The 20,029-nt window shown below is 60.4% G+C and carries 18 protein-coding genes; 9 read left to right on the forward strand and 9 right to left on the reverse strand.

What is annotated here, in order from left to right:
* Positions 1-2 precede the first annotated feature (2 nt).
* The 4 genes from ACKJSM_RS18460 to yaaA all read right to left on the reverse strand — a co-directional run bounded on the left by ACKJSM_RS18460 (position 3) and on the right by yaaA (position 5,678).
* Positions 3-1,172 carry an alginate biosynthesis protein Alg44 gene (locus ACKJSM_RS18460; RefSeq protein WP_236178224.1) on the reverse strand — a complete coding sequence of 390 codons (1,170 nt, stop codon included), beginning with the start codon at positions 1,170-1,172 and terminating at the stop codon, positions 3-5.
* A 35-nt stretch (positions 1,173-1,207) separates the two neighbouring features.
* Entirely contained in the window at positions 1,208-2,689 is a 1,482-nt protein-coding gene (gene alg8, locus ACKJSM_RS18465) for a mannuronan synthase (protein ID WP_236178225.1), read from the reverse strand.
* 83 nt (positions 2,690-2,772) lie between these two features.
* Positions 2,773-4,089, reverse strand: coding sequence for a nucleotide sugar dehydrogenase (locus ACKJSM_RS18470; protein WP_230735577.1), 1,317 nt, complete (start codon positions 4,087-4,089; stop codon positions 2,773-2,775).
* An 809-nt stretch (positions 4,090-4,898) separates the two neighbouring features.
* A complete protein-coding gene (gene yaaA / locus ACKJSM_RS18475; protein ID WP_410238508.1) occupies positions 4,899-5,678 on the reverse strand; it encodes a peroxide stress protein YaaA in 780 nt (259 codons plus the stop codon).
* A 138-nt stretch (positions 5,679-5,816) separates the two neighbouring features.
* On the opposite strand from yaaA, the gene ACKJSM_RS18480 reads away from it, so the two are divergent.
* From ACKJSM_RS18480 to ACKJSM_RS18505, 6 genes are all read left to right on the forward strand, one after another.
* On the forward strand, positions 5,817-6,941 hold the full coding sequence (locus ACKJSM_RS18480) for a polysaccharide deacetylase family protein (protein WP_410238509.1): 1,125 nt from the start codon (positions 5,817-5,819) through the stop codon (positions 6,939-6,941).
* 349 nt (positions 6,942-7,290) lie between these two features.
* Complete coding sequence (locus tag ACKJSM_RS18485; RefSeq protein WP_011332563.1) at positions 7,291-8,685, forward strand: PhoH family protein; 1,395 nt, start codon at positions 7,291-7,293, stop codon at positions 8,683-8,685.
* A 101-nt stretch (positions 8,686-8,786) separates the two neighbouring features.
* Positions 8,787-9,260: a cyclic pyranopterin monophosphate synthase MoaC gene (gene moaC, locus ACKJSM_RS18490; RefSeq protein WP_339485778.1), complete on the forward strand. Its 474-nt coding sequence runs from the start codon at positions 8,787-8,789 to the stop codon at positions 9,258-9,260.
* A complete protein-coding gene (locus ACKJSM_RS18495) occupies positions 9,257-9,499 on the forward strand; it encodes a MoaD/ThiS family protein (protein ID WP_085608143.1) in 243 nt (80 codons plus the stop codon). The genes moaC and ACKJSM_RS18495 overlap by 4 nt, the downstream gene beginning before the upstream one ends.
* 3 nt (positions 9,500-9,502) lie before the next feature.
* Entirely contained in the window at positions 9,503-9,955 is a 453-nt protein-coding gene (moaE, locus tag ACKJSM_RS18500; protein ID WP_410238510.1) for a molybdopterin synthase catalytic subunit MoaE, read from the forward strand.
* A gap of 234 nt (positions 9,956-10,189) precedes the next feature.
* Positions 10,190-10,966, forward strand: a complete 777-nt coding sequence (locus tag ACKJSM_RS18505; RefSeq protein WP_236178230.1) for an ABC transporter substrate-binding protein — start codon at positions 10,190-10,192, stop codon at positions 10,964-10,966.
* Between the two features lie 37 nt (positions 10,967-11,003).
* On the opposite strand, the gene ACKJSM_RS18510 is transcribed toward ACKJSM_RS18505, so the two are convergent.
* From ACKJSM_RS18510 to ACKJSM_RS18530, 5 genes are all read right to left on the reverse strand, one after another.
* Positions 11,004-11,645, reverse strand: coding sequence for a transcriptional regulator (locus ACKJSM_RS18510; RefSeq protein WP_236178231.1), 642 nt, complete (start codon positions 11,643-11,645; stop codon positions 11,004-11,006).
* A 93-nt stretch (positions 11,646-11,738) separates the two neighbouring features.
* Positions 11,739-12,866 carry an NAD(P)/FAD-dependent oxidoreductase gene (locus tag ACKJSM_RS18515; RefSeq protein ID WP_410238511.1) on the reverse strand — a complete coding sequence of 376 codons (1,128 nt, stop codon included), beginning with the start codon at positions 12,864-12,866 and terminating at the stop codon, positions 11,739-11,741.
* 14 nt (positions 12,867-12,880) lie between these two features.
* Positions 12,881-13,825: an ornithine cyclodeaminase family protein gene (locus ACKJSM_RS18520; RefSeq protein WP_410238512.1), complete on the reverse strand. Its 945-nt coding sequence runs from the start codon at positions 13,823-13,825 to the stop codon at positions 12,881-12,883.
* A gap of 123 nt (positions 13,826-13,948) precedes the next feature.
* On the reverse strand, positions 13,949-15,415 hold the full coding sequence (rhlB, locus tag ACKJSM_RS18525; protein WP_410238513.1) for an ATP-dependent RNA helicase RhlB: 1,467 nt from the start codon (positions 15,413-15,415) through the stop codon (positions 13,949-13,951).
* Positions 15,416-15,511: 96 nt separating this feature from the next.
* On the reverse strand, positions 15,512-16,168 hold the full coding sequence (locus ACKJSM_RS18530) for an alpha/beta hydrolase (protein ID WP_410238514.1): 657 nt from the start codon (positions 16,166-16,168) through the stop codon (positions 15,512-15,514).
* Between the two features lie 467 nt (positions 16,169-16,635).
* Here ACKJSM_RS18530 and ACKJSM_RS18535 point away from each other — a divergent pair, with 467 nt between their 5' ends.
* The 3 genes from ACKJSM_RS18535 to ACKJSM_RS18545 all read left to right on the forward strand — a co-directional run bounded on the left by ACKJSM_RS18535 (position 16,636) and on the right by ACKJSM_RS18545 (position 20,022).
* Positions 16,636-17,667, forward strand: coding sequence for an amino acid ABC transporter substrate-binding protein (locus ACKJSM_RS18535; protein WP_236178236.1), 1,032 nt, complete (start codon positions 16,636-16,638; stop codon positions 17,665-17,667).
* 65 nt (positions 17,668-17,732) lie between these two features.
* Complete coding sequence (locus tag ACKJSM_RS18540) at positions 17,733-18,914, forward strand: amino acid ABC transporter permease (RefSeq protein ID WP_236178237.1); 1,182 nt, start codon at positions 17,733-17,735, stop codon at positions 18,912-18,914.
* Positions 18,915-18,924: 10 nt separating this feature from the next.
* The gene (locus tag ACKJSM_RS18545) at positions 18,925-20,022 is read left to right on the forward strand and encodes an amino acid ABC transporter permease (RefSeq protein WP_236178238.1); all 1,098 of its coding nucleotides are present in this window, start codon (positions 18,925-18,927) and stop codon (positions 20,020-20,022) included.
* Positions 20,023-20,029: the final 7 nt, after the last annotated feature.

Raw genomic sequence — 20,029 nt, forward strand, 5'->3', positions numbered from 1 at the left:
ACTTAAAGACCGGCAGCCATGGCTTTGTCGATCAGCCAGTTCAGGTTCGGACCACGGTCGCTGTTGACTTCCACCGGGCGGCCGGCAAAGCGGCTGTCCAGCGGCTCGTCCGGCTGGATCTGCACGCGGATGTCGGAGGACAGGTCGGCGCTTTTCAGGCTGGTGCTGCTGACGATCTTGCCGGTGCGGGTCTTGTCTTCGCCGGCGATCTGGAAGCTCACCGGGGTGCCCGGACGCACGTCGCCGAACTGGCGATAGGAGAAGCGCGCATCGACGGTGGCCTGGGTGTTGCGCGGCACCAGTTGGAAGATCACGTCGCCCTTGCTGGCGTACTGACCGTCAGCCACCAGTTGCTGGGCCACGGTGCAATCGCAAGGGGAGGTCAGGGTGCCGGTCATCTGTTTGCCGAACAGTTCTTCAACCTTGGCCGGGGACAGTTGATCTTCTTCCAGGTGACCTTTGAGTACGTCGAGCATGCTGGTGCTGAAAGTCGCCAGTGGGGCGCCCTTGGCGGCAATGCCGTCGGATTTGACCAGGCTCTGTACGGTGCCGTCGCGCGGCATGGTGATGTTCATCCCCGGCACGCTGACCAGACCGGCCTGCGCATGGCTGACGAAGTACATGCTGTACACCGATTTGAAAATGAACCCCGCCGCCACCAGGCCGACCGCGAAGATACCGGCGCTGAACGTCACCGCTTTCAGACGCCCGAACGGGGTCATGCCGGAGTCGCCGTCCTTGACCTTGCGGGCCTTGGTGAAGTTGTCGCGCTGCAGGGTTGCCAACACTTCGCCGATGCTGACGATGTCGCCGGCCAGGTGCGAAGTGATCAGGTGGCGCAGGGTGGAAATGTCCTGCGGCTCGAGGTTCTGGAACTGGCAGCCAGCACGACCCGTCTGGCGGTCGTAGGAACGCACTTGCAGTTCAACGTCCATGGCCAGGCCGAGGTTGTCGATGACGAATTGCAGACGCGCCTTGTACACCTCGCCGACGGTCAGCGGCAGTTGTCCGGCGTTGAACGCCAGACCACCGGCGGACAGGTCAAGGACCCGCGCTTCAACCGGAGTCCGGTCGGGGCCGAAGAAACGCAGCTTGGCCGGGATTTTCACCCGGGCGTGCTGGCGCTGGGCTTCGGATTCATGCACTACGTTGGCGTTGACGGCGGTATTCATGGGGGCGATTTCCTTGTTAATTCAATAGGGGCAGGTCAGACCATCAGCAGCAGCACGGCGACGAAAATGCTGCCGGCGGAGAAGGTCATGGTCCGAGACGACCAGGTGTTGAACCAACGTTGAAAGCTGGCGAGATCACGGGTCAGGGAAGTGGGTTGGCGAGTCCAGGATTGTTGGTCGAGGCGGAAGAACACGTAGATCTTCACCAGCGCACCGACGATCTGGTTGTAATAGAGAATCGCCGGGTAGGCCGGACCGATCCGGTGACCTGAGCACGACAACAGCAACGTCAGGATCAGACGGGTGATGCCGATCCACAGCAGGTAAACCAGGATGAACGCGGTGCCGTACTTGAAGCTGGCGATGATCGCCACGGTCAGGCCGAGCAAGGATGTCCACATCGATACGCGCTGGTCGAACAGCACCACCGAGGTGAAGGCGCCGAGGCGTTTCACGCCCAGGCCCAGCGCTCGGGAGTTCTGGCGCAGGTTGTTGCCGTACCAGCGGAACATCAGTTTGCGGCTGGCCTTGATGAAGCTCTTTTCCGGCGGGTGTTCAACGGTGTTGATCGCGGCGTCCGGCACGTAGAAGGTGTCGTAGCCCAGACGCATCAGGCTGAACCAGCTCGACTTGTCGTCGCCGGTCAAAAACTTGAAACGGCCCAGGCGCCAGTGTTGCAGCGAGTCGCTTTCGACGTCGGCGATGAATTCCGGGTTGGTGACCACGGTGGCGCGAAACACCGACATGCGCCCGGTCATGGTCAGCACGCGTTTGGACAGGGCCATCGAGCACATGTTGATGTGGCGCTGGGCGAAACGCAGCTTGTGCCATTCGCTCATGATGTAGCCGCCGCGCACTTCGCAGAACTCGTTGGTGGTCAGGCCGCCGACGTTGCCGAACATCTGGAACCACGGCACGGTTTTGCGCACCACGCCTTCGCCGAGCACGGTGTCGCCGTCGATCACGGCCACCACGGCGCGGTCGTCCGGCAGGTGACGGGAGATTGCGCGGAAACCATAAGCCAGGCCATCACGTTTGCCGGTGCCGGGGATGCGCACGAAGTCGAGTTTCACGCGGTCTGGCGGATTCATCCGCGCCCACAGCGCCTTGACCAGCAGCTCATCGGACATTTCGACGATGGAGCAGACCACGGTGGTCGGCAGTTCGCAGTCGATGGCTTCGCGGATCACCGAGCTGTAAACCTGCGCGGTGGTCAACGCGTCGATGCGAAAACTGGTGACCATCAGAAACACATGGGACGGGTCCGCCGCCTTACCCAGCTTGCGAACCTTGCGGCGCAGATGCGGGTAGACGATGTAGAGAAAAATCATGCCGCGCACAAAGTGCGTGGCACCCATCGAGTAGCGCCAGATACCCACGGCGCCAATCAGGAAAATGAAGTCCTTCGACTCGGAGTCGAACGTGGACGTGGGCAGCATCAGGGCCAGGCCCATCAGCAGGCTCAGAAACAAAAGCCAGCCGGCGGATTGCAGAAAAAAATGTTTGAGCTTGGACATGACCGTCATCCGAAGGTGATGGGGGCTTCAGGCCGCCCGCCGATTCACGGCGTGCGGCTTGAAGCTCGAGGCTTGCTGCTGTGTTACCAGCAGATCCCTTCGGTACGGCTACCGGCGCTGGTGGCCTTGGACATGAAGCCCACCAGGTCGATCACCTGCTTGCCCTGCGGCGCTTCTTCGGCCAGGGCGCGGAACTTCTCGTCGCGGTTGCCGAGGATGATCACGTCGGAGTTGTCGATCACCGAATCGAAGTCCGCGTTGAGCAGGGACGATACGTGCGGGATCTTCGACTCGATGTAGTCCTTGTTCGCGCCGTGGACACGGGCGTACTGGACGTTGCTGTCGTAGATGCTCAGGTCGTAACCCTTGCCGATCAGCATCTCGGCCAGTTCCACCAGCGGACTTTCGCGCAGGTCGTCGGTGCCGGCCTTGAAGCTCAGGCCCAGCAGGGCGACTTTGCGTTTGTCGTGGCTTTCAACGATGTCGAAGGCGTTCTGCACTTGCGATTCGTTGCTGCGCATCAGCGAGTTGAGCAGCGGCGCTTCGACGTCCAGGGAGCCGGCGCGGTAGGTCAGGGCGCGCACGTCTTTGGGCAGGCACGAACCGCCGAAGGCGAAGCCCGGGCGCATGTAGTACTGGGACAGGTTGAGGGTCTTGTCCTGGCAGACCACGTCCATCACTTCGCGGCCATCGACGCCCACCGCTTTGGCGATGTTGCCGATCTCGTTGGCGAAGGTCACTTTGGTGGCGTGCCAGACGTTGCAGGTGTACTTGATCATCTCGGCGACGGCGATGTCCTTGCGGATGATCGGTGCGTCGAGTTCTTCGTACAGCGATTGCAGAACGTCACCCGAAGCCTTGTCGAACTCGCCGATGACGGTCATCGGTGGCAGGTCGTAGTCGGCGATCGCGGTGGACTCACGCAGGAACTCAGGGTTGACTGCCACGCCGAAATCGACGCCGGCCTTCTTGCCGGAGCAGTCTTCGAGGATCGGGATGACAACGTTTGCCACGGTGCCCGGCAATACGGTGCTGCGCACCACGATGGTGTGGCGGGTGGACTTTTCACGCAGGACAAAACCGATCTCGCGGCATACCGCTTCGATGTAATTCAGTTCCAGGTCACCGTTCTTCTTGCTCGGCGTACCGACGCAGATCATCGACAGGTCGGTGTCGCGAATCGCCTCGGCGAAGTTGGTCGTACCGCGCAGACGACCGGTCTGGATACCTTGCGCCAGCAACTCACCCAGCCCCGGTTCGACAATGGGAGATTTGCCAGCGTTGATCATGTCGATCTTGTCTTTGGCAACATCGACGCCCACCACGTCGTGGCCCCGAGCAGACAGGCAACCGGCACATACTGCGCCAACGTAACCCAAACCAAATATGCTGATGCGCATCGCAATTACCTCTGTATATATCAGGCCTTAGAGGGCCGGAGTTAATGGTGTTCAGCGTTTTTAGTGCACTCGAAAGTGTGACTTACAGGCGTCACAATGCCGTGTGCAGGCATACTTAAGTTCCGAGTGTCTAAATAAGTGCACTCAAGATGTGCGCAACCAGGCCTTGTTGTTATGACGTGCCCTGTTATGCAGCCGATCTTCTTTGGAGAAGACGCTTGTGCAATCGTCTTGCGCGCTCGATGTCAGGACGAAAGTCCAGTAAATCAAGCGGTTGGGTGCTCATGCGAGCACGTTTATAAGGGCGCGGCCATGGCCTTTGTAGGGGATATTAATGGTGCGTATCTCCTGTCCATCGTCTGTTTTGAGACTAGTTAGTCATCTAGGCAAGTTGCTGTGACAACTTGGTTACATGGCCATCTGCTCCGCGTAAGTTATCTCGTACAAACTCGGCGAGAATCGTTACCGGTGGTATGAGCTATGCATTCTGACGAAGTTCCTGTCCGCTCATCGCGAAATCTGAAATTTCTTGAAATATTGTCAGAGATGGCACCAGTATCAATTTGATAGCAGTTTCGTTTTCGACCTTTAATAACAGGCGGAAAATCACGTTAGATAGTTTTATGCCACTACGGTGAAAAAATTTAGGTGCCACTACTGAAAAAAATGATCAGTGTCGAGTGAAACTAATCTTAGAAAAGACAGGGAGGTTTTTCTGGCGCCAGTAAAATGGCGAATGGGGCGAGGGTTTTTTGACATCGTGCGAGCTGCACGACTCTTCATATAAAGAGTCGTGCATTAGGCATGCTTTATTCGGGGGCGTGATCGCGTAGAAACACCAGATTATCCGGTTTCGATTGCTCGGCGCTGTAGCGATAACCCTGCACATCGAACTGTTTGAGCAGGGTCGGATCGTTGATTTTTTCCTGGATCACGAAGCGGCTCATCAGGCCCCGCGCCTTCTTGGCGTAGAAGCTGATGATCTTGTACTGGCCGTTCTTCAGGTCCTTGAACTCGGTGTTGATGATCCGCGCGTTCAACGCCGTGCGTTTGACTGCCGAGAAATATTCGTTGGACGCCAGGTTCAGCAGCAGGTCATCGCCTTGATCGGCCAGCGCTTGGTTCAGCCATTCGCTGATGCGCGTGCCCCAGAATGCGTACAGGTCCTTGCCGCGGGCATTGGCCAGTTTGGTGCCCATTTCCAGACGATACGGTTGCATCAGGTCGAGTGGACGCAGCAAACCATAGAGACCGGAGAGCATGCGCAGGTGCTGTTGCGCGTAGTCGAAATCGGCTTCGCTGAAGCTCTGGGCGTCGAGTCCGGTGTAGACGTCGCCCTTGAAGGCCAGCAGCGCCTGCTTGGCGTTTTCCGGGGTGAAAGCCGGTGTCCAGTTGCCGAAACGCGCGGCGTTGAGGCCGCCGATCTTGTCGGACACGTGCATCAGTTCGCTGATCTGCGCCGGGCTCAGCTCGCGCAGTTGCTGGATCAGTTCCTGAGAGTGGTCGAGGTATTGCGGCTGAGTGAAGCGCTGGGTCGCCGGCGGTGTTTCGTAATCGAGGGTCTTGGCGGGGGAAATCACCATCAGCATGAAGTCGTCTCCTTTAATCGTGGGGGCGATTCTAGGGGGTTGGGGCGGATGACTCCAGCTATCGCGTCCATAGGTGATCGGCGGTTTGCCAGCCGGATCGGCTATAGTGCGGCGCGGGTTTTGTAACGGAGACACCCTTTGCGCATTGTTCTTTTTTTCACCGCGTGGCTGTTGAGCGTCGGTGCCGTTGCGGCGCCGGGCGACATCACGACGCTGGATCGCAGTACCTGGCCGGAAAAACTCGACAATCCGACCCTGTTCGACGTCGCCTCGCGGGCGGAAATCCTGATGTTCGCCCGAGGCCTGCTCGGTACCGAAGCGCTGGATGAGGCGGCGCTGGCCCAGCGCCTGGGGCTGCGCACGGTCAATCTGGACGCCATCAACAGCCTGCGCGAGCGCCTGTGGCAGCGCCTGCTCGCCAATTACAACTTCGCCCAGCAAAGCTGCGATCAGGACGCTTCGTTCTGCTTCCTCGTCGAAGACTTGCCGACCCTGCGCGAGCAGGCCGCCAAATTCGTGGTCAGCGACGAAAGTTATTACACCAGGTGGGCCGAACCGAGCCGGGTCTTCCACCTGCAATACCTCGATGAGCTGATGCGCAAGGCTGCGCTGTCGCCGCAGACCAGCAGCGAACTCGATCATTTCGGAGACTACGAGCGCAACGGCGACGACATGCACGATCGCCTGTTTCTGCTGAGTTTCGACAGCGCCGCCAACCTGCAACCGGACAACACCGACTGGCTCACCGAGTACCTGCGCAAGTCGAACCTCAGTGGCACGTTCTTCATGTTGGGCAAGGATGTTCAGGCGCGGCTGGCTGACCGCTCCGTCAGCAGCCTGCAAGCGGCGTTTTCGCAGCAGTGCGTCGGCGTGCAAGGCTGGGAGTTCCGCTCGCACAGCCACTGGCAGGACTGGCAGGATTCGGTGCGGCGCAGTGCCGATCTGGTCAGGAACAAGCTGCCGGAAAACTACGTGCCGCTGTTCCGTCCACCGGAAGGCCAACGTCGCAGCGATGCCCGCAGCTTCTTCAACAGTCAGGGCCTGCAAGTGGCGCTGTGGGACATCGATGCCCAGGACGGTGCCGGCAAGCTCAAGGGCAGCCAGAGTGCGCAGCGGGTGCTGACCCTGATGCTGCTGTGGCGGCATGGGGTGATCAATTTCAACATGAAGCAGGATGCGGTGAAGACCGCGTTGCCGTGGCTGATCACGCAAACCGCGCAAAGCGGCATCGGCTGGGAAGACTGTCAGGACGCGTTTCGCTGAAAAACGGCAAGAGCCCGGAAACATTGGGCTTGGGATGAATTTTTTGAGGAATTCGATGCAGGCGGACTTCCGACTCTAACGGGGGCAGGGCGGTCCGCCAAGGGCTTTTCGTCACTTTGCAAAATAAACTTCAAAAAAGCGTCAAAGTGCTTTTTTCTGTCACGGGTTTTGGAGTATTACGAAGTCAGACCGCCGAAACCTGCAACACAGGTGGCGTCTTCCAAGACCCAGTTTGTGTGCGGTTCACCTGCTATCCCGACAAAAGCTGTGCAGGTGGATTCGGCAGTCACTTCGAGGCGCAGCACCGCCGAGGTATTGCGTCGAATGGCTCCCACAAAGGTGACCGAGTATGGATGATCACGGACGTAGCCCTTCCTCCAACCAGCCAATCCTTTATGTACTCGATACCAACGTACTGATTCACGATCCGAATGCCCTGCTGAATTTCGAAGAACACCACGTCGCGATCCCGATGACCGTGCTTGAAGAGCTGGACAAGCTCAAGAGCGGGCATCACAGCGTGGCCGCCGAATGCCGTCAGGCGATCCGGCTGATCGACAAGACCCTGGGCGATGCCTCACCCGATGACGTCGAACAGGGCGTGCCGATCCAGCGCGGCAAGGGCGGCCCGAAGGGCTTGCTGTCGATTCTGATGAGCAAGCAGGCCGAATCGAACCTGATTCTGCCCGAGCATCTGAACGACAACAAAATCATCAACCAACTGATCGACCTGCACACCCGCGAACCGAGCAAACCGGTGGTGCTGGTCACCAAAGACATCAACATGCGCCTCAAGGCGCGCGCCTGCGGGATCGACGCCGAGGACTACAGCACCGACCAACTGGTCGACGACGTGTCCCTGCTGCCCAACGGCTATCACAACATGACCGGCTCCTTCTGGGACCGCGTGAGCAAGGTCGAAACCCGTCAGGACCACGGCCGCACCTGGCATCAGGTGCAATTGATCGACAACCTGCCAGCCGTGCACATCAACGAGTTCATCATTGATGAGCAAGGCTTCGTCGGCTGGATCAAGGAGATCGAAGAGGACAAGCTGCTGATCCTCGACCTGCACCAGGAACCGCTGCTGCACCAGGAAGCCTGGGGCCTCAAGCCGCGGGACATCTATCAGAGCCTGGCGTTGTATGCGCTGCTGGATCCGGACATTCACCTGGTCAACCTGTCCGGCGCCGCCGGCTCGGGTAAAACCATTCTGGCGCTGGCCGCGGCGATCGAGCAGACCATGGTCAGCAAGCGCTATCGGCGCATCATCGCCACCCGCAGCGTGCAGGGCCTGGACCAGGAAATCGGCTTCCTGCCCGGCACCGAGGCGGAAAAGATGGAGCCTTGGCTGGGCGCGATCACCGACAACCTCGAAGCCTTGCACATGGATGACGAAAACACCCATGGCAGCGTCGACTACATCCTCAGCAAAGTGCCGTTGCAGTTCAAATCGCTCAACTACATTCGCGGTCGCAGCTTCCAGCAGAGCCTGATCCTGATCGACGAATGCCAGAACCTCACGCCGCACCAGATGAAAACCATCATCACCCGGGCCGGCGCCGGTTCCAAAGTGGTGTGCCTGGGCAACCTGGCACAGATCGACACCCCTTACCTGTCCGCGACCAGCTCCGGGCTGACCTACCTGACCGAACGTTTCAAGGATTTCCCCAACGGTGTGCACATCACCCTGCAAGGGGTGCCTCGCTCGATTCTGGCCGAATACGCCGAATCGCATCTGTAACCGCCAAACCGAACCGGGCGACTGCAACGTCGCCCGGTTTTTTATGTGCGCAATTCTGACCCTCGGGTTTACAATCGGCGCTCCTGATCAGGAGTAATCCCGTGCTGACCCATCTCGATTCCCAAGGTCGCGCCCACATGGTCGACGTCACCGAAAAAGCCGTGACGTTCCGTGAAGCGACGGCCCAAGCGCTGGTGCGCATGCTGCCCGACACCCTGCAGATGATCGTCAGCGGCGGCCATCCCAAGGGCGACGTGTTCGCCGTGGCGCGCATTGCCGGCATTCAGGCGGCGAAGAAAACCAGTGATCTGATTCCCCTGTGCCATCCGCTGATGCTGACCGGCGTCAAGGTTGAACTCAGTGCCGAAGGCGACGACGCGGTACGCATCGTGGCGCGCTGCAAATTGTCCGGGCAGACCGGCGTCGAAATGGAAGCGCTGACCGCCGCCAGTGTCGCGGCCCTGACCATCTACGACATGTGCAAGGCCGTGGACCGTGGCATGACCATCGAAAGCGTGCGTCTGCTGGAAAAGGTCGGCGGCAAGAGCGGGCATTTCCAGGCGGAGCAGCCATGAACCTGACCGTGAAGTTTTTTGCCCGTTACCGCGAGGCGCTGGGCGTGGATTCGGTGAAGGTCGAGGGTGACTTTGCCACCGTCGATGACGTTCGTGCGCTGTTGGCGCAACGTGAGGGCGCCGAGGTATTGAGCGAACAGAACCTGATGTGCGCGCGCAACGAAGACCTTTGCCAGCTCGACGAGCCGGTGGTCGATGGCGACGAAGTGGCGTTTTTCCCTACTGTGACCGGAGGCTGAGCCATGCGCATTCGGGTGCAGTCCGAACCGTTCGATCCGGGCGCCGAAGTCAACGCGATGCACGCGGCCAATGTCGGCGTCGGCGCGGTGGTGAGTTTTGTCGGCTACGTGCGCGACTTCAACGATGGCCTCGATGTCGCCGGGATGTTCCTCGAACACTATCCGGGCATGACCGAAAAAGCCCTCGGCAAGATCGCCATCGAGGCGGAGCAGCGCTGGCCGCTGTTGAAGCTGGAAGTGCTGCACCGCATCGGCGCGCTGGAACCGGGCGAGCCGATCGTGTTTGTCGCCGCCGCCAGCGCCCACCGCCAGGCGGCGTTCGACGCCTGCGCGTTCGTCATGGATTACCTGAAAACCCGCGCACCGTTCTGGAAGAAAGAGCACACCAGCGACGGCCCGCGCTGGGTTGAGGGTCGTGACAGCGATCATGCGGCGGCGGATCGCTGGAAGCAGTAATTGCTCTGTCGACCCAGAGCCAGTCTTCGCGAGCTGGCTCGCGAAGAGGCCAGCCGAATCACCAACTCCCTCAAGTTCACTTCCCCGACCATCGGCCGGAAATGACCGGTCTCGCCCAATTGACGATTTGTACGTAAAAGTCCAGTATGGATTTACAAGTACAAAAAAAGGTCTTTCCCCGTTTCTGCTTTTTTCTTTCTTGCCAAACCAACAACAACCCGCGAGAGAACGAACATGAAGAAATTCCCCCTCATCACCGGTCTGGCACTGAGCCTGTTGGCGTGCAGCAGCGCGTTCGCCGCCGAGAAAACCCTGCGCATCGGTATCGAAGCGGCGTATCCGCCCTTCGCCTCGAAAACCGACAAGGGTGAAATCGTCGGTTTCGACTACGACATCGGCAATGCCCTGTGCGCGCAGATGCAGGTCAAGTGCGTGTGGGTCGAGGGCGAGTTCGACGGTCTGATCCCTTCCCTGAAAGTGAAGAAAATCGACATGGCGCTGTCGTCCATGACCATCAACGAAGACCGCAAGAAATCGGTGGACTTCACCCACAAGTACTATTTCACCTCGTCGCGGCTGGTGATGAAGGAAGGCGCCACGGTTGACGACCAGTACGCCAGCCTCAAGGGCAAGACCGTCGGCGTGCAGCGTGCAACCACCACCGACCGTTACGCCACCGAGGTGTTCGAGCCCAAGGGCATCAACGTCAAGCGCTACGGCAACAACGAAGAAATCTACATGGACCTGGCGGCCGGGCGTCTCGACGCGATCTTCGCCGACACCATCCCGCTGAACGACTTTCTGTCGATGCCGCGCGGCAAGGGTTACGCCTTTGTCGGGCCTGAGTTGAAGGATCCTAAGTACGTGGGCGAGGGCGCGGGGATTGCGGTACGCAAGGGCAACACCGAACTGGTCAGCCAGTTGAATACCGCCATCGACGGCATTCGTGCCAGTGGCGAATACCAGAAGATTTCCGAGAAGTACTTCAAGTCGGACATCTACGGCGACTGAATCTGAAAACCGTGCAGCCTTCGCAGGCTGCACGGTTTCAGCCCTTCAATTCCTTCAAATGCTTGTACACCGTCGCCCGCCCCATGTTCAGCACATTGGCCACATAGTTCGAGGCGCTCTTGCCCTTGAACGCCCCCTCGGCGTGCAGCGCCAGCACCAGTTCGCGTTTGTGATCGCGGGTCAGCAGGTTCAGGCTCAGTTGCCGTTCCCGCAGCCAGGCGTGCAGGAAGGTGTTGATCCGCTCCTGCCAGTCATCGCGAAACAGCGAGTCCGGTTGCGGGATCAGTTTGCTCGGCGAGAGGAACAGGTCCAGCGCAGCCTTGGCATTCTCGAACAGTGAAATATTCAGGTTGATGCACAACACTGCCAGCGGATGACCTTCGCTGTCGCGCAGCACGGTGCTCACGCTGCGAATCTTCTGGCCGTCCCAGTTGAGCTTTTCGTACGGACCGATGTTCCGTTCGTTGACGTCGTCGCTGAGCATGTCTTCCAGCGACGATTCATCGCCGATCACCCGTTTTGACAGGTTGTTGGCGATGTAGTCGACCTTCTGCGTGCGCAGGTCATGCAACACCACTTCGGCATGGGGAAAGAACAGCGTGGCAATGGCGTCGGCGATGGCGTGGTAGTTATCCAGCGCGGCGTCATGCAGCTCGGGCGTGTGTTCGGGGGCGGTCATAACTGTGGAGCTCCAGGCAACGTCAACGCCCCCGTGATCCGGGGGCGTTGCGAGTGTGCCGCAATCCGTCGGGCGAGTCATCCGGGCGGACGGTCAGGCCAGGCGGGCAGGGGCGAGCATGGCGGCGGTCAGGCCGAATTGCTGAAGGTGTTCGGGTAACGATTCGCCACGCACCAGCGCCGCGCTGGCCTGGCCCATGGCCGGGGAGGTCTGGATGCCATAACCGCCCTGGGCCGCGACCCAGAACAGCCCCGGCACTTGCGGATCGAACCCGGACAGCAAATCGCCGTCAGCCACGAAACTGCGCAGGCCGGCCCAGGTGCGGGTCGGGCGGCGGATGGTCAGGGTCGTCGCTTCTTCGATCTGGTAGATACCCATGGCAATGTCCAGCTCGTCGGGCTGAACGTCGTGGGGTTCGACCGGGTCGGCGTTGGCCGGCGAGCCGAGGAACATGCCGGCGTCGGGCTTCATATAGAAGGATTCGTCGAGGCTGACCAGCATCGGCCAATGGTGGATGTCGACGCCTTCGGGGCCGGCGAAAATGAACGCGGCGCGGCGTTTCGGTTGCAGGCCCAGCGGCCGGGCGCCGGCCAGGGCACCGATCTTGTCGGCCCAGGCGCCCGCGGCATTGATGACAACGCGGGCGCTGAAGGTCTGACCGTTGGTCTGCACTTGCCAGACGCCGTCGGTGTCGCGGCTCAGGCCGAGCACTTCGCAATCGGTCTGCACCTGGCCGTTGTTGCGACGGATACCGCGCAGATAGCCCTGATGCAGGGCGTCGGTGTCGATGTCGCTGGCGGTCGGGTCGTAGATTGCACCATGGACTTTCTCCCGGCGCAGGATCGGCAGCCGCGCGCAGGCTTCATCTGCGCTGAGCAACTGCATCTGCGGCACCGTGGCCTTGGCGCTCAGGTATTGATTGTTCAGCTCGGCGGCGTCGCCGGTGAAGTCCACGGTCATTTCCCCGCGTGGGGTCAGCAGCGGATGCTCGCAGAAGCCGCTGGGCGGATGGTCGAAGAATTCGCGGCTGGCCTGGGTCAACGCCCGGACCTGCGGTGTGCCGTAAGCCGCAGTGAACAGCGCAGCCGAGCGCCCGGTGGAGTGATAGGCCGGGTGCGACTCACGCTCCAGCACCACAACCTTGCCGTGCTGCGACAGCCAGAAACCGGTGGAAGCGCCGGCGATACCGCCGCCGATGATGATGAAATCTGCATGACTCATGAGAATCTCCGGTGTCAGCGCTGCAATTGATAGACGGCGTTGGCCAGGGCGATGTCCTCCAGGCCCAGACCGATGGAGCGGAAAAACACGTGACGGTGGTAATCGGGGCGCTGCACGTTTTCGCTGAGCAGATCCGCGAGGTCACCGAGGATCGCGCTGTGGTCCCAGCCATGCTGTTCGCTGGCGATCAGCATCTCGCCGGCCGAGCCCGGGGTGGTCAGACGATAGTCGCAGAACACCTGCATGTCGTTGAGGCTTTGCGGCGGCACTTCGTGGGCGCGTGGTGCGTTGGTGCTGATCGAGGTGATCAGCGCCGGTTTGCTCAGGGTGGCCGGGTCGATCACCGGGCCTGCGGACGAGGTGCAGAGCATGATCACGTCGGCCTCGGCGATGGCGGTTTCGCGGCTGGCGGCGATGTTCACCCGTGAATCGAGGGTTTGCAGTTGGCGGATGGTTGTCGGGTCTTCGCTCAAGGTGGGCGAGAACACGCTGATGCTCTGCCAGTCGCGCAACGTCTTGACGTAATGCAGGTGCGCCTGGGCAACCTTGCCGCTGCCGATGATGGCCAGACGTGCGGCTTTCAAGGGGGCGAGGGCATCGACGGCGACGGCGGTGGTCGCCGCGGTGCGGGCAGTGGTCAGTTCGCCGGCATCGCAGAGCAGCAGCGGCAGGCCGGTCTGCATCGACATCAGCAGCGTCCACGCCGTCACCAGCGGGCCTTGTTCGCGAACGATGTACGGCGAGGTCTTGACCCCGTACACGCCGTCTTCGGCCAATACGCCCAGATAGTTGATGAAGTCCCCGGCGCCCCGGGGGAATTCCACCAGTTGCTGCGCCGGTTGCACCGCATGCCCGGCCGCGAGATCGCGGAACAGCTTGCGCAGGATCTGCGGCACATCGATCCGGGCCAACAGCTCACGGGCCTGGGTTTGGTCGATCACGTAAGGTGTACTGGACATGTCGGACTCCGGAGACTTTTATAAACTAATTTGTCCATTATGGACTTTTAGTTTTATTGAACAATATCCGGGCGAAAAAAAAGCGCAGTCCGTTGCCGGCTGCGCTTCTCTTTATAACGTCGCTTACTGTGGACGCTTGCGCTCAACTGCGCGCAACAGATGGGTCGGCGGCGTTTCGCAGCTGATCTTGCGACCGAGTTTTTCTTCGATGGACGGCAACTGATAGGAGTCGTCTTCACCGGCAAAGCTGATCGACACGCCGTCGGCGCCAGCGCGACCGGTACGGCCGATGCGGTGCACGTAGTCGTCCGGGACTTCCGGCAGGGTGAAGTTGATCACGTGGCTGATGCCGTCGATGTGGATGCCGCGCCCGGCCACGTCAGTGGCGACCAGCACCCGGATCTTGCCTTCGCGAAAGCCTTCCAGCGTTTTGATTCGCTTGTGCTGCGGCACGTCGCCGGACAGTTGCGCGGCGTTGATGCCGTCACGCACCAGACGTTCTTCGATGCGTCGCACTTCGTCCTTGCGGTTGGCGAACACGATGACCCGCTCCCAGCCGTTGTCGTTGACCAGGTTGAAGAGCAGTTTGTATTTGTCGGCACCGGCCACCGCGTAGATGTGCTGCTCGACGTTTTCGTTGGCCACGTTGGTGACCTCGATTTCGACGATTGCAGGATCGGTGGTCCACTGCTTGGCGAGGTTCATCACGTCATCGGTGAAGGTCGCAGAGAACAGCAGGGTCTGGCGTTCGCTTTTGGGTGGGGTCTGGCGAATGATCTGCCGGACCTGCGGGATGAAGCCCATGTCGAGCATGCGGTCGGCTTCGTCCAGCACCATGACTTCGACCATGTCCAGATGCACGTCGCCGCGCTGGTTGAAGTCGAGCAGACGGCCCGGGGTCGCGACGAGGATGTCGCAATGGCGCGCTTCGAGGTGCTTGAGCTGCTTGTCGAAGTCCATCCCGCCGACGAACGTCATGACGTTGAGGCCGGTGTACTTGGTCAGGTCGGCGGCGTCCTTGGCGATCTGCACCACCAGCTCGCGGGTCGGCGCGATGATCAGCGCCCGTGGCTCGCCCATGTAGCGCTCTTTCGGCGGCGGGGTCTGCAATAGCTGGGTGATGATCGAGATCAGGAACGCGGCGGTCTTGCCGGTGCCGGTCTGGGCGCGGCCGATGGCGTCTTTGCCGGCGAGGGTGTAACCCAGCACCTGAGCCTGGATCGGCGTGCAATACGGAAACCCCAGGTCGTGGATGGCGTGCATCAGTTCCGGGGCGAGTTTGAAATCGTGGAAGCGGGTCTTGCCTTCCTGCGGCTCGACGACGAAGTCTTCGAGTTTCCAGGGAATCACCGGTGCCTTGGGCTTGGGTTCGCGGCGTGGTTTGGAAGGTTTCGGTGCTTCGCTGCGGGCCGGCTTGGTGGCGGGCGCGGCAGCTGGAGCGGGTTTCGGTTCGCGTTGGGGCGTCTGGCGGTCGGCCTGGCTGGCATCGTTGCGATGACCGGTGGCGTGCGACGGCGCAGTGGGGACTGGCGCGAGCTGCTCAGCCTCGCTTTTACCGAACATTTTCTTGAGTGCTTTGAGCACGGTCATCTCATCAATTGGTTAAGGAATGTACGCCGGCCAGTGTAATGCAAGAAACGGGCGCGGCGTAGTGGGATGATCAAAGGGCGACCTTCGTCGCAATTGTCAGCGCAGGCGTTCGCTCAACCACACCGCGATGTCGCGAATTTCTTCGGGTAACACTTCGTGCTCCATTGGGTATTCCTGCCATGTCACGGTGACACCATGGACCTTGAGATACTCATAAGCCGTGCGTCCCATCGAGTTCTGCACCACGTTGTCGAACTGGCCGTGCAGCGCCAGCACCGGAACCCGCTGCTGGCTGGCGGACAACGCCAGTTCATCGCTGAAGGTCGGTGCGTATGTCGATAGTGCCAGCACCCCGCCCAACGGCCCCTGCCATTTCAGAAACGCGGTGTGATAGACCACGGCGCCACCCTGGGAAAAACCGGCGAGGAAAATCCGCGAAGCGTCTATTCCGCTGCTTCGCTGTTCTTCGATCAATTCGATGATGCGGTCGGCGGAGGCTTCCAGCTCGTCGCGGTCGATCGCCCTGGCCGGGCTCATGGCTTTGATGTCGTACCAGCTCGGCATGGCATAACCGCCATTTATCGTCACCGGACGGGTCGGCGCCTGGGGCAGGACGAAACGTGTGCTCAGCAGGCTTTCCTGAAGCGCTTCGGCCACCGGCAGAAAGTCGTAGCGGTCGGCGCCGAGGCCGTGCAGCCAGATCACGCAGGCGTCTGCGGGCTTAACAGGCTGAAGAATCAAGGGCTCGGTCATGGCTGCTCCAATTGTGTGCGGGCGCTCTCATTGAGTGCGTGATTCGAGTGCGCGCCTGGTTGATCCGTTAAGAAGATGTCGCAAGGGTGCAAGTTTTGCTATTGACCTGTCACTCAGTCGCTTCAGCAGCCGGTGTGGTACGGGCTTTGCTATGAGGTAGTCGTGCAATCGATCTCGCGCCTGGCGGTAACACTATCAGTGAACGCCCGGCGACGGGATAGCAAAGAATCCGGTGATGGATGTTCGCCAATGGCCGCAACGGGCTTAGCGAACGTGAAAGGGCTACCGCCCGTTCGGCCGACTGGTGAGAAGTGAGTTGTCCATGATGTGGATTGTCTCCTACTAGACTCATAGCGAAGGTCCTGCGTCGGTTGACCCCCAAAAAAGCCAACACGGGTCAACAACGCCTCAAAAGGGTGCGACTGGACTCAAGCTCCGACACAACAAGAGCAAAACTGGAGGTTTGAATGAAGATGTTGAAATCCACTCTGGCGATCGTGACTGCTGCTGCAGTACTGGGTGTCAGCGGGTTCGCTCAGGCGGGTGCAACCCTGGATGCAGTACAGAAGAAAGGTTTTGTGCAGTGTGGTGTAAGCGATGGTCTGCCGGGATTCTCGGTTCCAGACTCCACAGGCAAAATCATTGGTATCGATGCTGATGTCTGCCGCGCCGTGGCCGCTGCCGTGTTCGGCGACGCGACCAAGGTCAAGTTCAGTCAGTTGAACGCAAAAGAGCGCTTCACCGCGCTGCAGTCGGGCGAGATCGACATCCTGTCGCGTAACACCACCATGACCAGCTCCCGTGACGCGGGCATGGGCCTGAAATTCCCGGGCTTCATTACCTACTACGACGGCATCGGCTTCCTGGTAAACAACAAGCTGGGCGTGAAGAGTGCCAAAGAGCTGGACGGTGCAACCATCTGCATCCAGGCCGGTACCACCACCGAGCTGAACGTTTCCGACTACTTCCGCGGCAACGGCCTGAAATACACCCCAATCACTTTCGACACCTCCGATGAAAGCGCCAAATCGCTGGAATCCGGTCGTTGCGACGTGCTGACCTCCGACAAGTCCCAGCTGTTCGCCCAGCGCAGCAAGCTGGCTTCGCCGAAGGACTATGTAGTTCTGCCGGAAACCATTTCCAAGGAACCTCTGGGCCCGGTCGTGCGTAACGGCGACGACGAGTGGCTGGCCATCGTGCGTTGGGTTGGCTACGCGCTGCTGAACACCGAAGAAGCCGGCATCACTTCGAAGAACGTCGAAGCTGAAGCCAAGGCGACCAAGAACCCGGATGTCGCTCGTATGCTCGGCGCAGACGGCGAATACGGCAAAGACCTGAAACTGCCGAAGGACTGGGTCGTACAGATCGTCAAGCAAGTCGGCAACTACGGCGAAATCTTCGAGAAAAACCTCGGCAAGAGCACTCCGCTGGAAATCGACCGCGGCCTGAACGCGCTGTGGACCAACGGCGGCATTCAATACGCACCACCAGTGCGCTGATGGTTCTGTCACCCGGCAGGCCAACTGCCGGGTGATGTTCTGTTCCATTATTTCCGGGGCACTTCATGCAAAATTCAATCGGCGCACCAAAGCAGAGGCTCAGCCTCAGCGATCCACGAGTGCGTGCGTGGGTATTTCAGATCATCACCATCGTGGCGGTGGTCTCCCTGGGCTGGTATCTGTTCGATAACACCCAGACCAACCTGCAACACCGGGGTATCACTTCGGGGTTCGACTTTCTCGAGCGCAGTGCCGGGTTCGGCATCGCTCAACACCTGATCTCCTACACCGAAGCGGACAGCTATGCCCGGGTGTTTGTCATCGGCCTGCTCAACACGCTGCTGGTGACCATCATCGGCGTGATCCTGGCCACGATCCTCGGCTTCATCGTCGGTGTGGCGCGCCTGTCGAAGAACTGGATCATCGCCAAACTGGCAACCGTGTACGTGGAGGTTTTCCGTAACATCCCGCCACTGCTGCAGATCCTGTTCTGGTACTTCGCGGTGTTCCTGACCATGCCGGGGCCGCGCAACGCCCACAACTTCGGCGATACCTTCTTCGTCAGCAGCCGTGGCCTGAACATGCCGGCTGCGTTGATGGCCGACGGTTTCTGGGCATTCGTGGTCAGTATCGTGGTGGCCATCGTCGCGATCGTGCTGATGAGCCGCTGGGCCAATAAACGCTTTGAGGCCACCGGCGAGCCGTTTCACAAGTTCTGGGTCGGCCTCGCGCTGTTCCTGGTGATCCCGGCGCTCTGCATGCTGATCTTCGGCGCACCTGTGCACTGGGAAATGCCGAAGCTGCAGGGCTTCAACTTCGTCGACGGCTGGGTGCTGATTCCGGAACTGCTGGCCTTGACCCTGGCGCTGACGGTGTACACCGCAGCGTTCATCGCCGAGATCGTGCGTTCGGGCATCAAGTCGGTCAGTCACGGCCAGACCGAGGCGGCGCATTCGCTCGGTCTGCGTAACGGCCCGACCCTGCGCAAGGTGATCATTCCGCAAGCGCTGCGGGTCATCATCCCGCCGCTGACCAGCCAATACCTGAACCTGGCGAAGAACTCCTCGCTGGCGGCCGGTATCGGTTATCCGGAGATGGTTTCGCTGTTCGCCGGCACTGTGCTGAACCAGACCGGTCAGGCGATCGAAGTCATTGCCATCACCATGAGCGTGTACCTGGCGATCAGTATCAGCATTTCCCTGCTGATGAACTGGTACAACAAGCGCATCGCGCTGATCGAGCGGTAAGGAATAGCGCATGAGTACTCATACTTTCAAACCCGACATGCCACCGCCGGCCAAGGTCTTCGGCCCGATGGCGTGGATCCGCGCGAACATGTTCTCCAGCTGGCTCAACACCCTGCTGACTCTGTTCGCGTTCTACCTGATCTACCTGGTGGTACCACCGATCCTCAGCTGGGCGATCCTCGATGCCAACTGGGTCGGCACCACCCGCGCCGACTGCACCAAGGACGGCGCCTGCTGGGTGTTCATCCAGCAGCGTTTCGGCCAGTTCATGTACGGCTACTACCCGGCGGAACTGCGCTGGCGCGTGGACCTGACCGTGTGGCTGGCAGTCATCGGCGTGGCGCCACTGTTCATCAAGCGCGTGGCGCACAAGGCGGTGTACGGCCTGAGCTTCCTGGTGGTCTACCCGATCGTTGCCTGGTGCCTGCTGCATGGCGGCGTCTTCGGCCTCGACGCCGTGCCGACCAGCCGGTGGGGCGGTCTGATGCTGACCCTGGTGATCGCCACTGTCGGCATCGCCGGTGCGTTGCCGCTGGGGATTGTCCTGGCGCTGGGCCGGCGCTCGAACATGCCGGCGATCCGTGTGGTCTGCGTGACCTTCATCGAGTTCTGGCGCGGCGTGCCATTGATCACGGTGCTGTTCATGTCCTCGGTGATGCTGCCGCTGTTCCTGCCCGAAGGCATGAACTTCGACAAGCTGCTGCGGGCGCTGATCGGCGTGATCCTGTTCCAGTCGGCGTACGTCGCCGAAGTGGTGCGCGGCGGTCTGCAAGCGATCCCCAAAGGCCAGTACGAAGCCGCGGCCGCGATGGGCCTCGGTTACTGGCGCGCCATGGGCCTGGTGATTCTGCCGCAAGCCCTGAAACTGGTGATTCCCGGCATCGTCAACACCTTCATCGCGCTGTTCAAGGACACCAGCCTTGTGATCATCATCGGCCTCTTTGACCTGCTCAACAGCGTCAAGCAAGCCGCTGCCGATCCGAAATGGCTGGGCATGGCCACCGAAGGCTACGTGTTCGCCGCCCTGGTGTTCTGGATTTTCTGTTTTGGCATGTCGCGCTATTCCATGCACCTGGAACGCAAGCTCGACACTGGCCACAAGCGTTAGGAGTTTT

Origin of the sequence: Pseudomonas sp. PHC1, from assembly GCF_046487845.1 — a bacterium.
GTDB classification, from domain to species: domain Bacteria; phylum Pseudomonadota; class Gammaproteobacteria; order Pseudomonadales; family Pseudomonadaceae; genus Aquipseudomonas; species Aquipseudomonas sputi.

Coding starts and splice junctions, on each gene's coding strand:
- ACKJSM_RS18515 (WP_410238511.1), bottom strand. CDS start 12,866: ATGAGTCATGCAGATTTCATCATCATCGGCGGCGGTATCGCCGGCGCT.
- alg8 (WP_236178225.1), bottom strand. CDS start 2,689: ATGTCCAAGCTCAAACATTTTTTTCTGCAATCCGCCGGCTGGCTTTTG.
- ACKJSM_RS18545 (WP_236178238.1), top strand. CDS start 18,925: ATGAGTACTCATACTTTCAAACCCGACATGCCACCGCCGGCCAAGGTC.
- moaE (WP_410238510.1), top strand. CDS start 9,503: ATGCGCATTCGGGTGCAGTCCGAACCGTTCGATCCGGGCGCCGAAGTC.
- rhlB (WP_410238513.1), bottom strand. CDS start 15,415: ATGACCGTGCTCAAAGCACTCAAGAAAATGTTCGGTAAAAGCGAGGCT.
- ACKJSM_RS18535 (WP_236178236.1), top strand. CDS start 16,636: ATGAAGATGTTGAAATCCACTCTGGCGATCGTGACTGCTGCTGCAGTA.
- yaaA (WP_410238508.1), bottom strand. CDS start 5,678: ATGCTGATGGTGATTTCCCCCGCCAAGACCCTCGATTACGAAACACCG.
- ACKJSM_RS18520 (WP_410238512.1), bottom strand. CDS start 13,825: ATGTCCAGTACACCTTACGTGATCGACCAAACCCAGGCCCGTGAGCTG.
- ACKJSM_RS18510 (WP_236178231.1), bottom strand. CDS start 11,645: ATGACCGCCCCCGAACACACGCCCGAGCTGCATGACGCCGCGCTGGAT.
- ACKJSM_RS18485 (WP_011332563.1), top strand. CDS start 7,291: ATGGATGATCACGGACGTAGCCCTTCCTCCAACCAGCCAATCCTTTAT.
- ACKJSM_RS18460 (WP_236178224.1), bottom strand. CDS start 1,172: ATGAATACCGCCGTCAACGCCAACGTAGTGCATGAATCCGAAGCCCAG.
- ACKJSM_RS18540 (WP_236178237.1), top strand. CDS start 17,733: ATGCAAAATTCAATCGGCGCACCAAAGCAGAGGCTCAGCCTCAGCGAT.
- ACKJSM_RS18495 (WP_085608143.1), top strand. CDS start 9,257: ATGAACCTGACCGTGAAGTTTTTTGCCCGTTACCGCGAGGCGCTGGGC.
- ACKJSM_RS18505 (WP_236178230.1), top strand. CDS start 10,190: ATGAAGAAATTCCCCCTCATCACCGGTCTGGCACTGAGCCTGTTGGCG.
- ACKJSM_RS18470 (WP_230735577.1), bottom strand. CDS start 4,089: ATGCGCATCAGCATATTTGGTTTGGGTTACGTTGGCGCAGTATGTGCC.
- ACKJSM_RS18530 (WP_410238514.1), bottom strand. CDS start 16,168: ATGACCGAGCCCTTGATTCTTCAGCCTGTTAAGCCCGCAGACGCCTGC.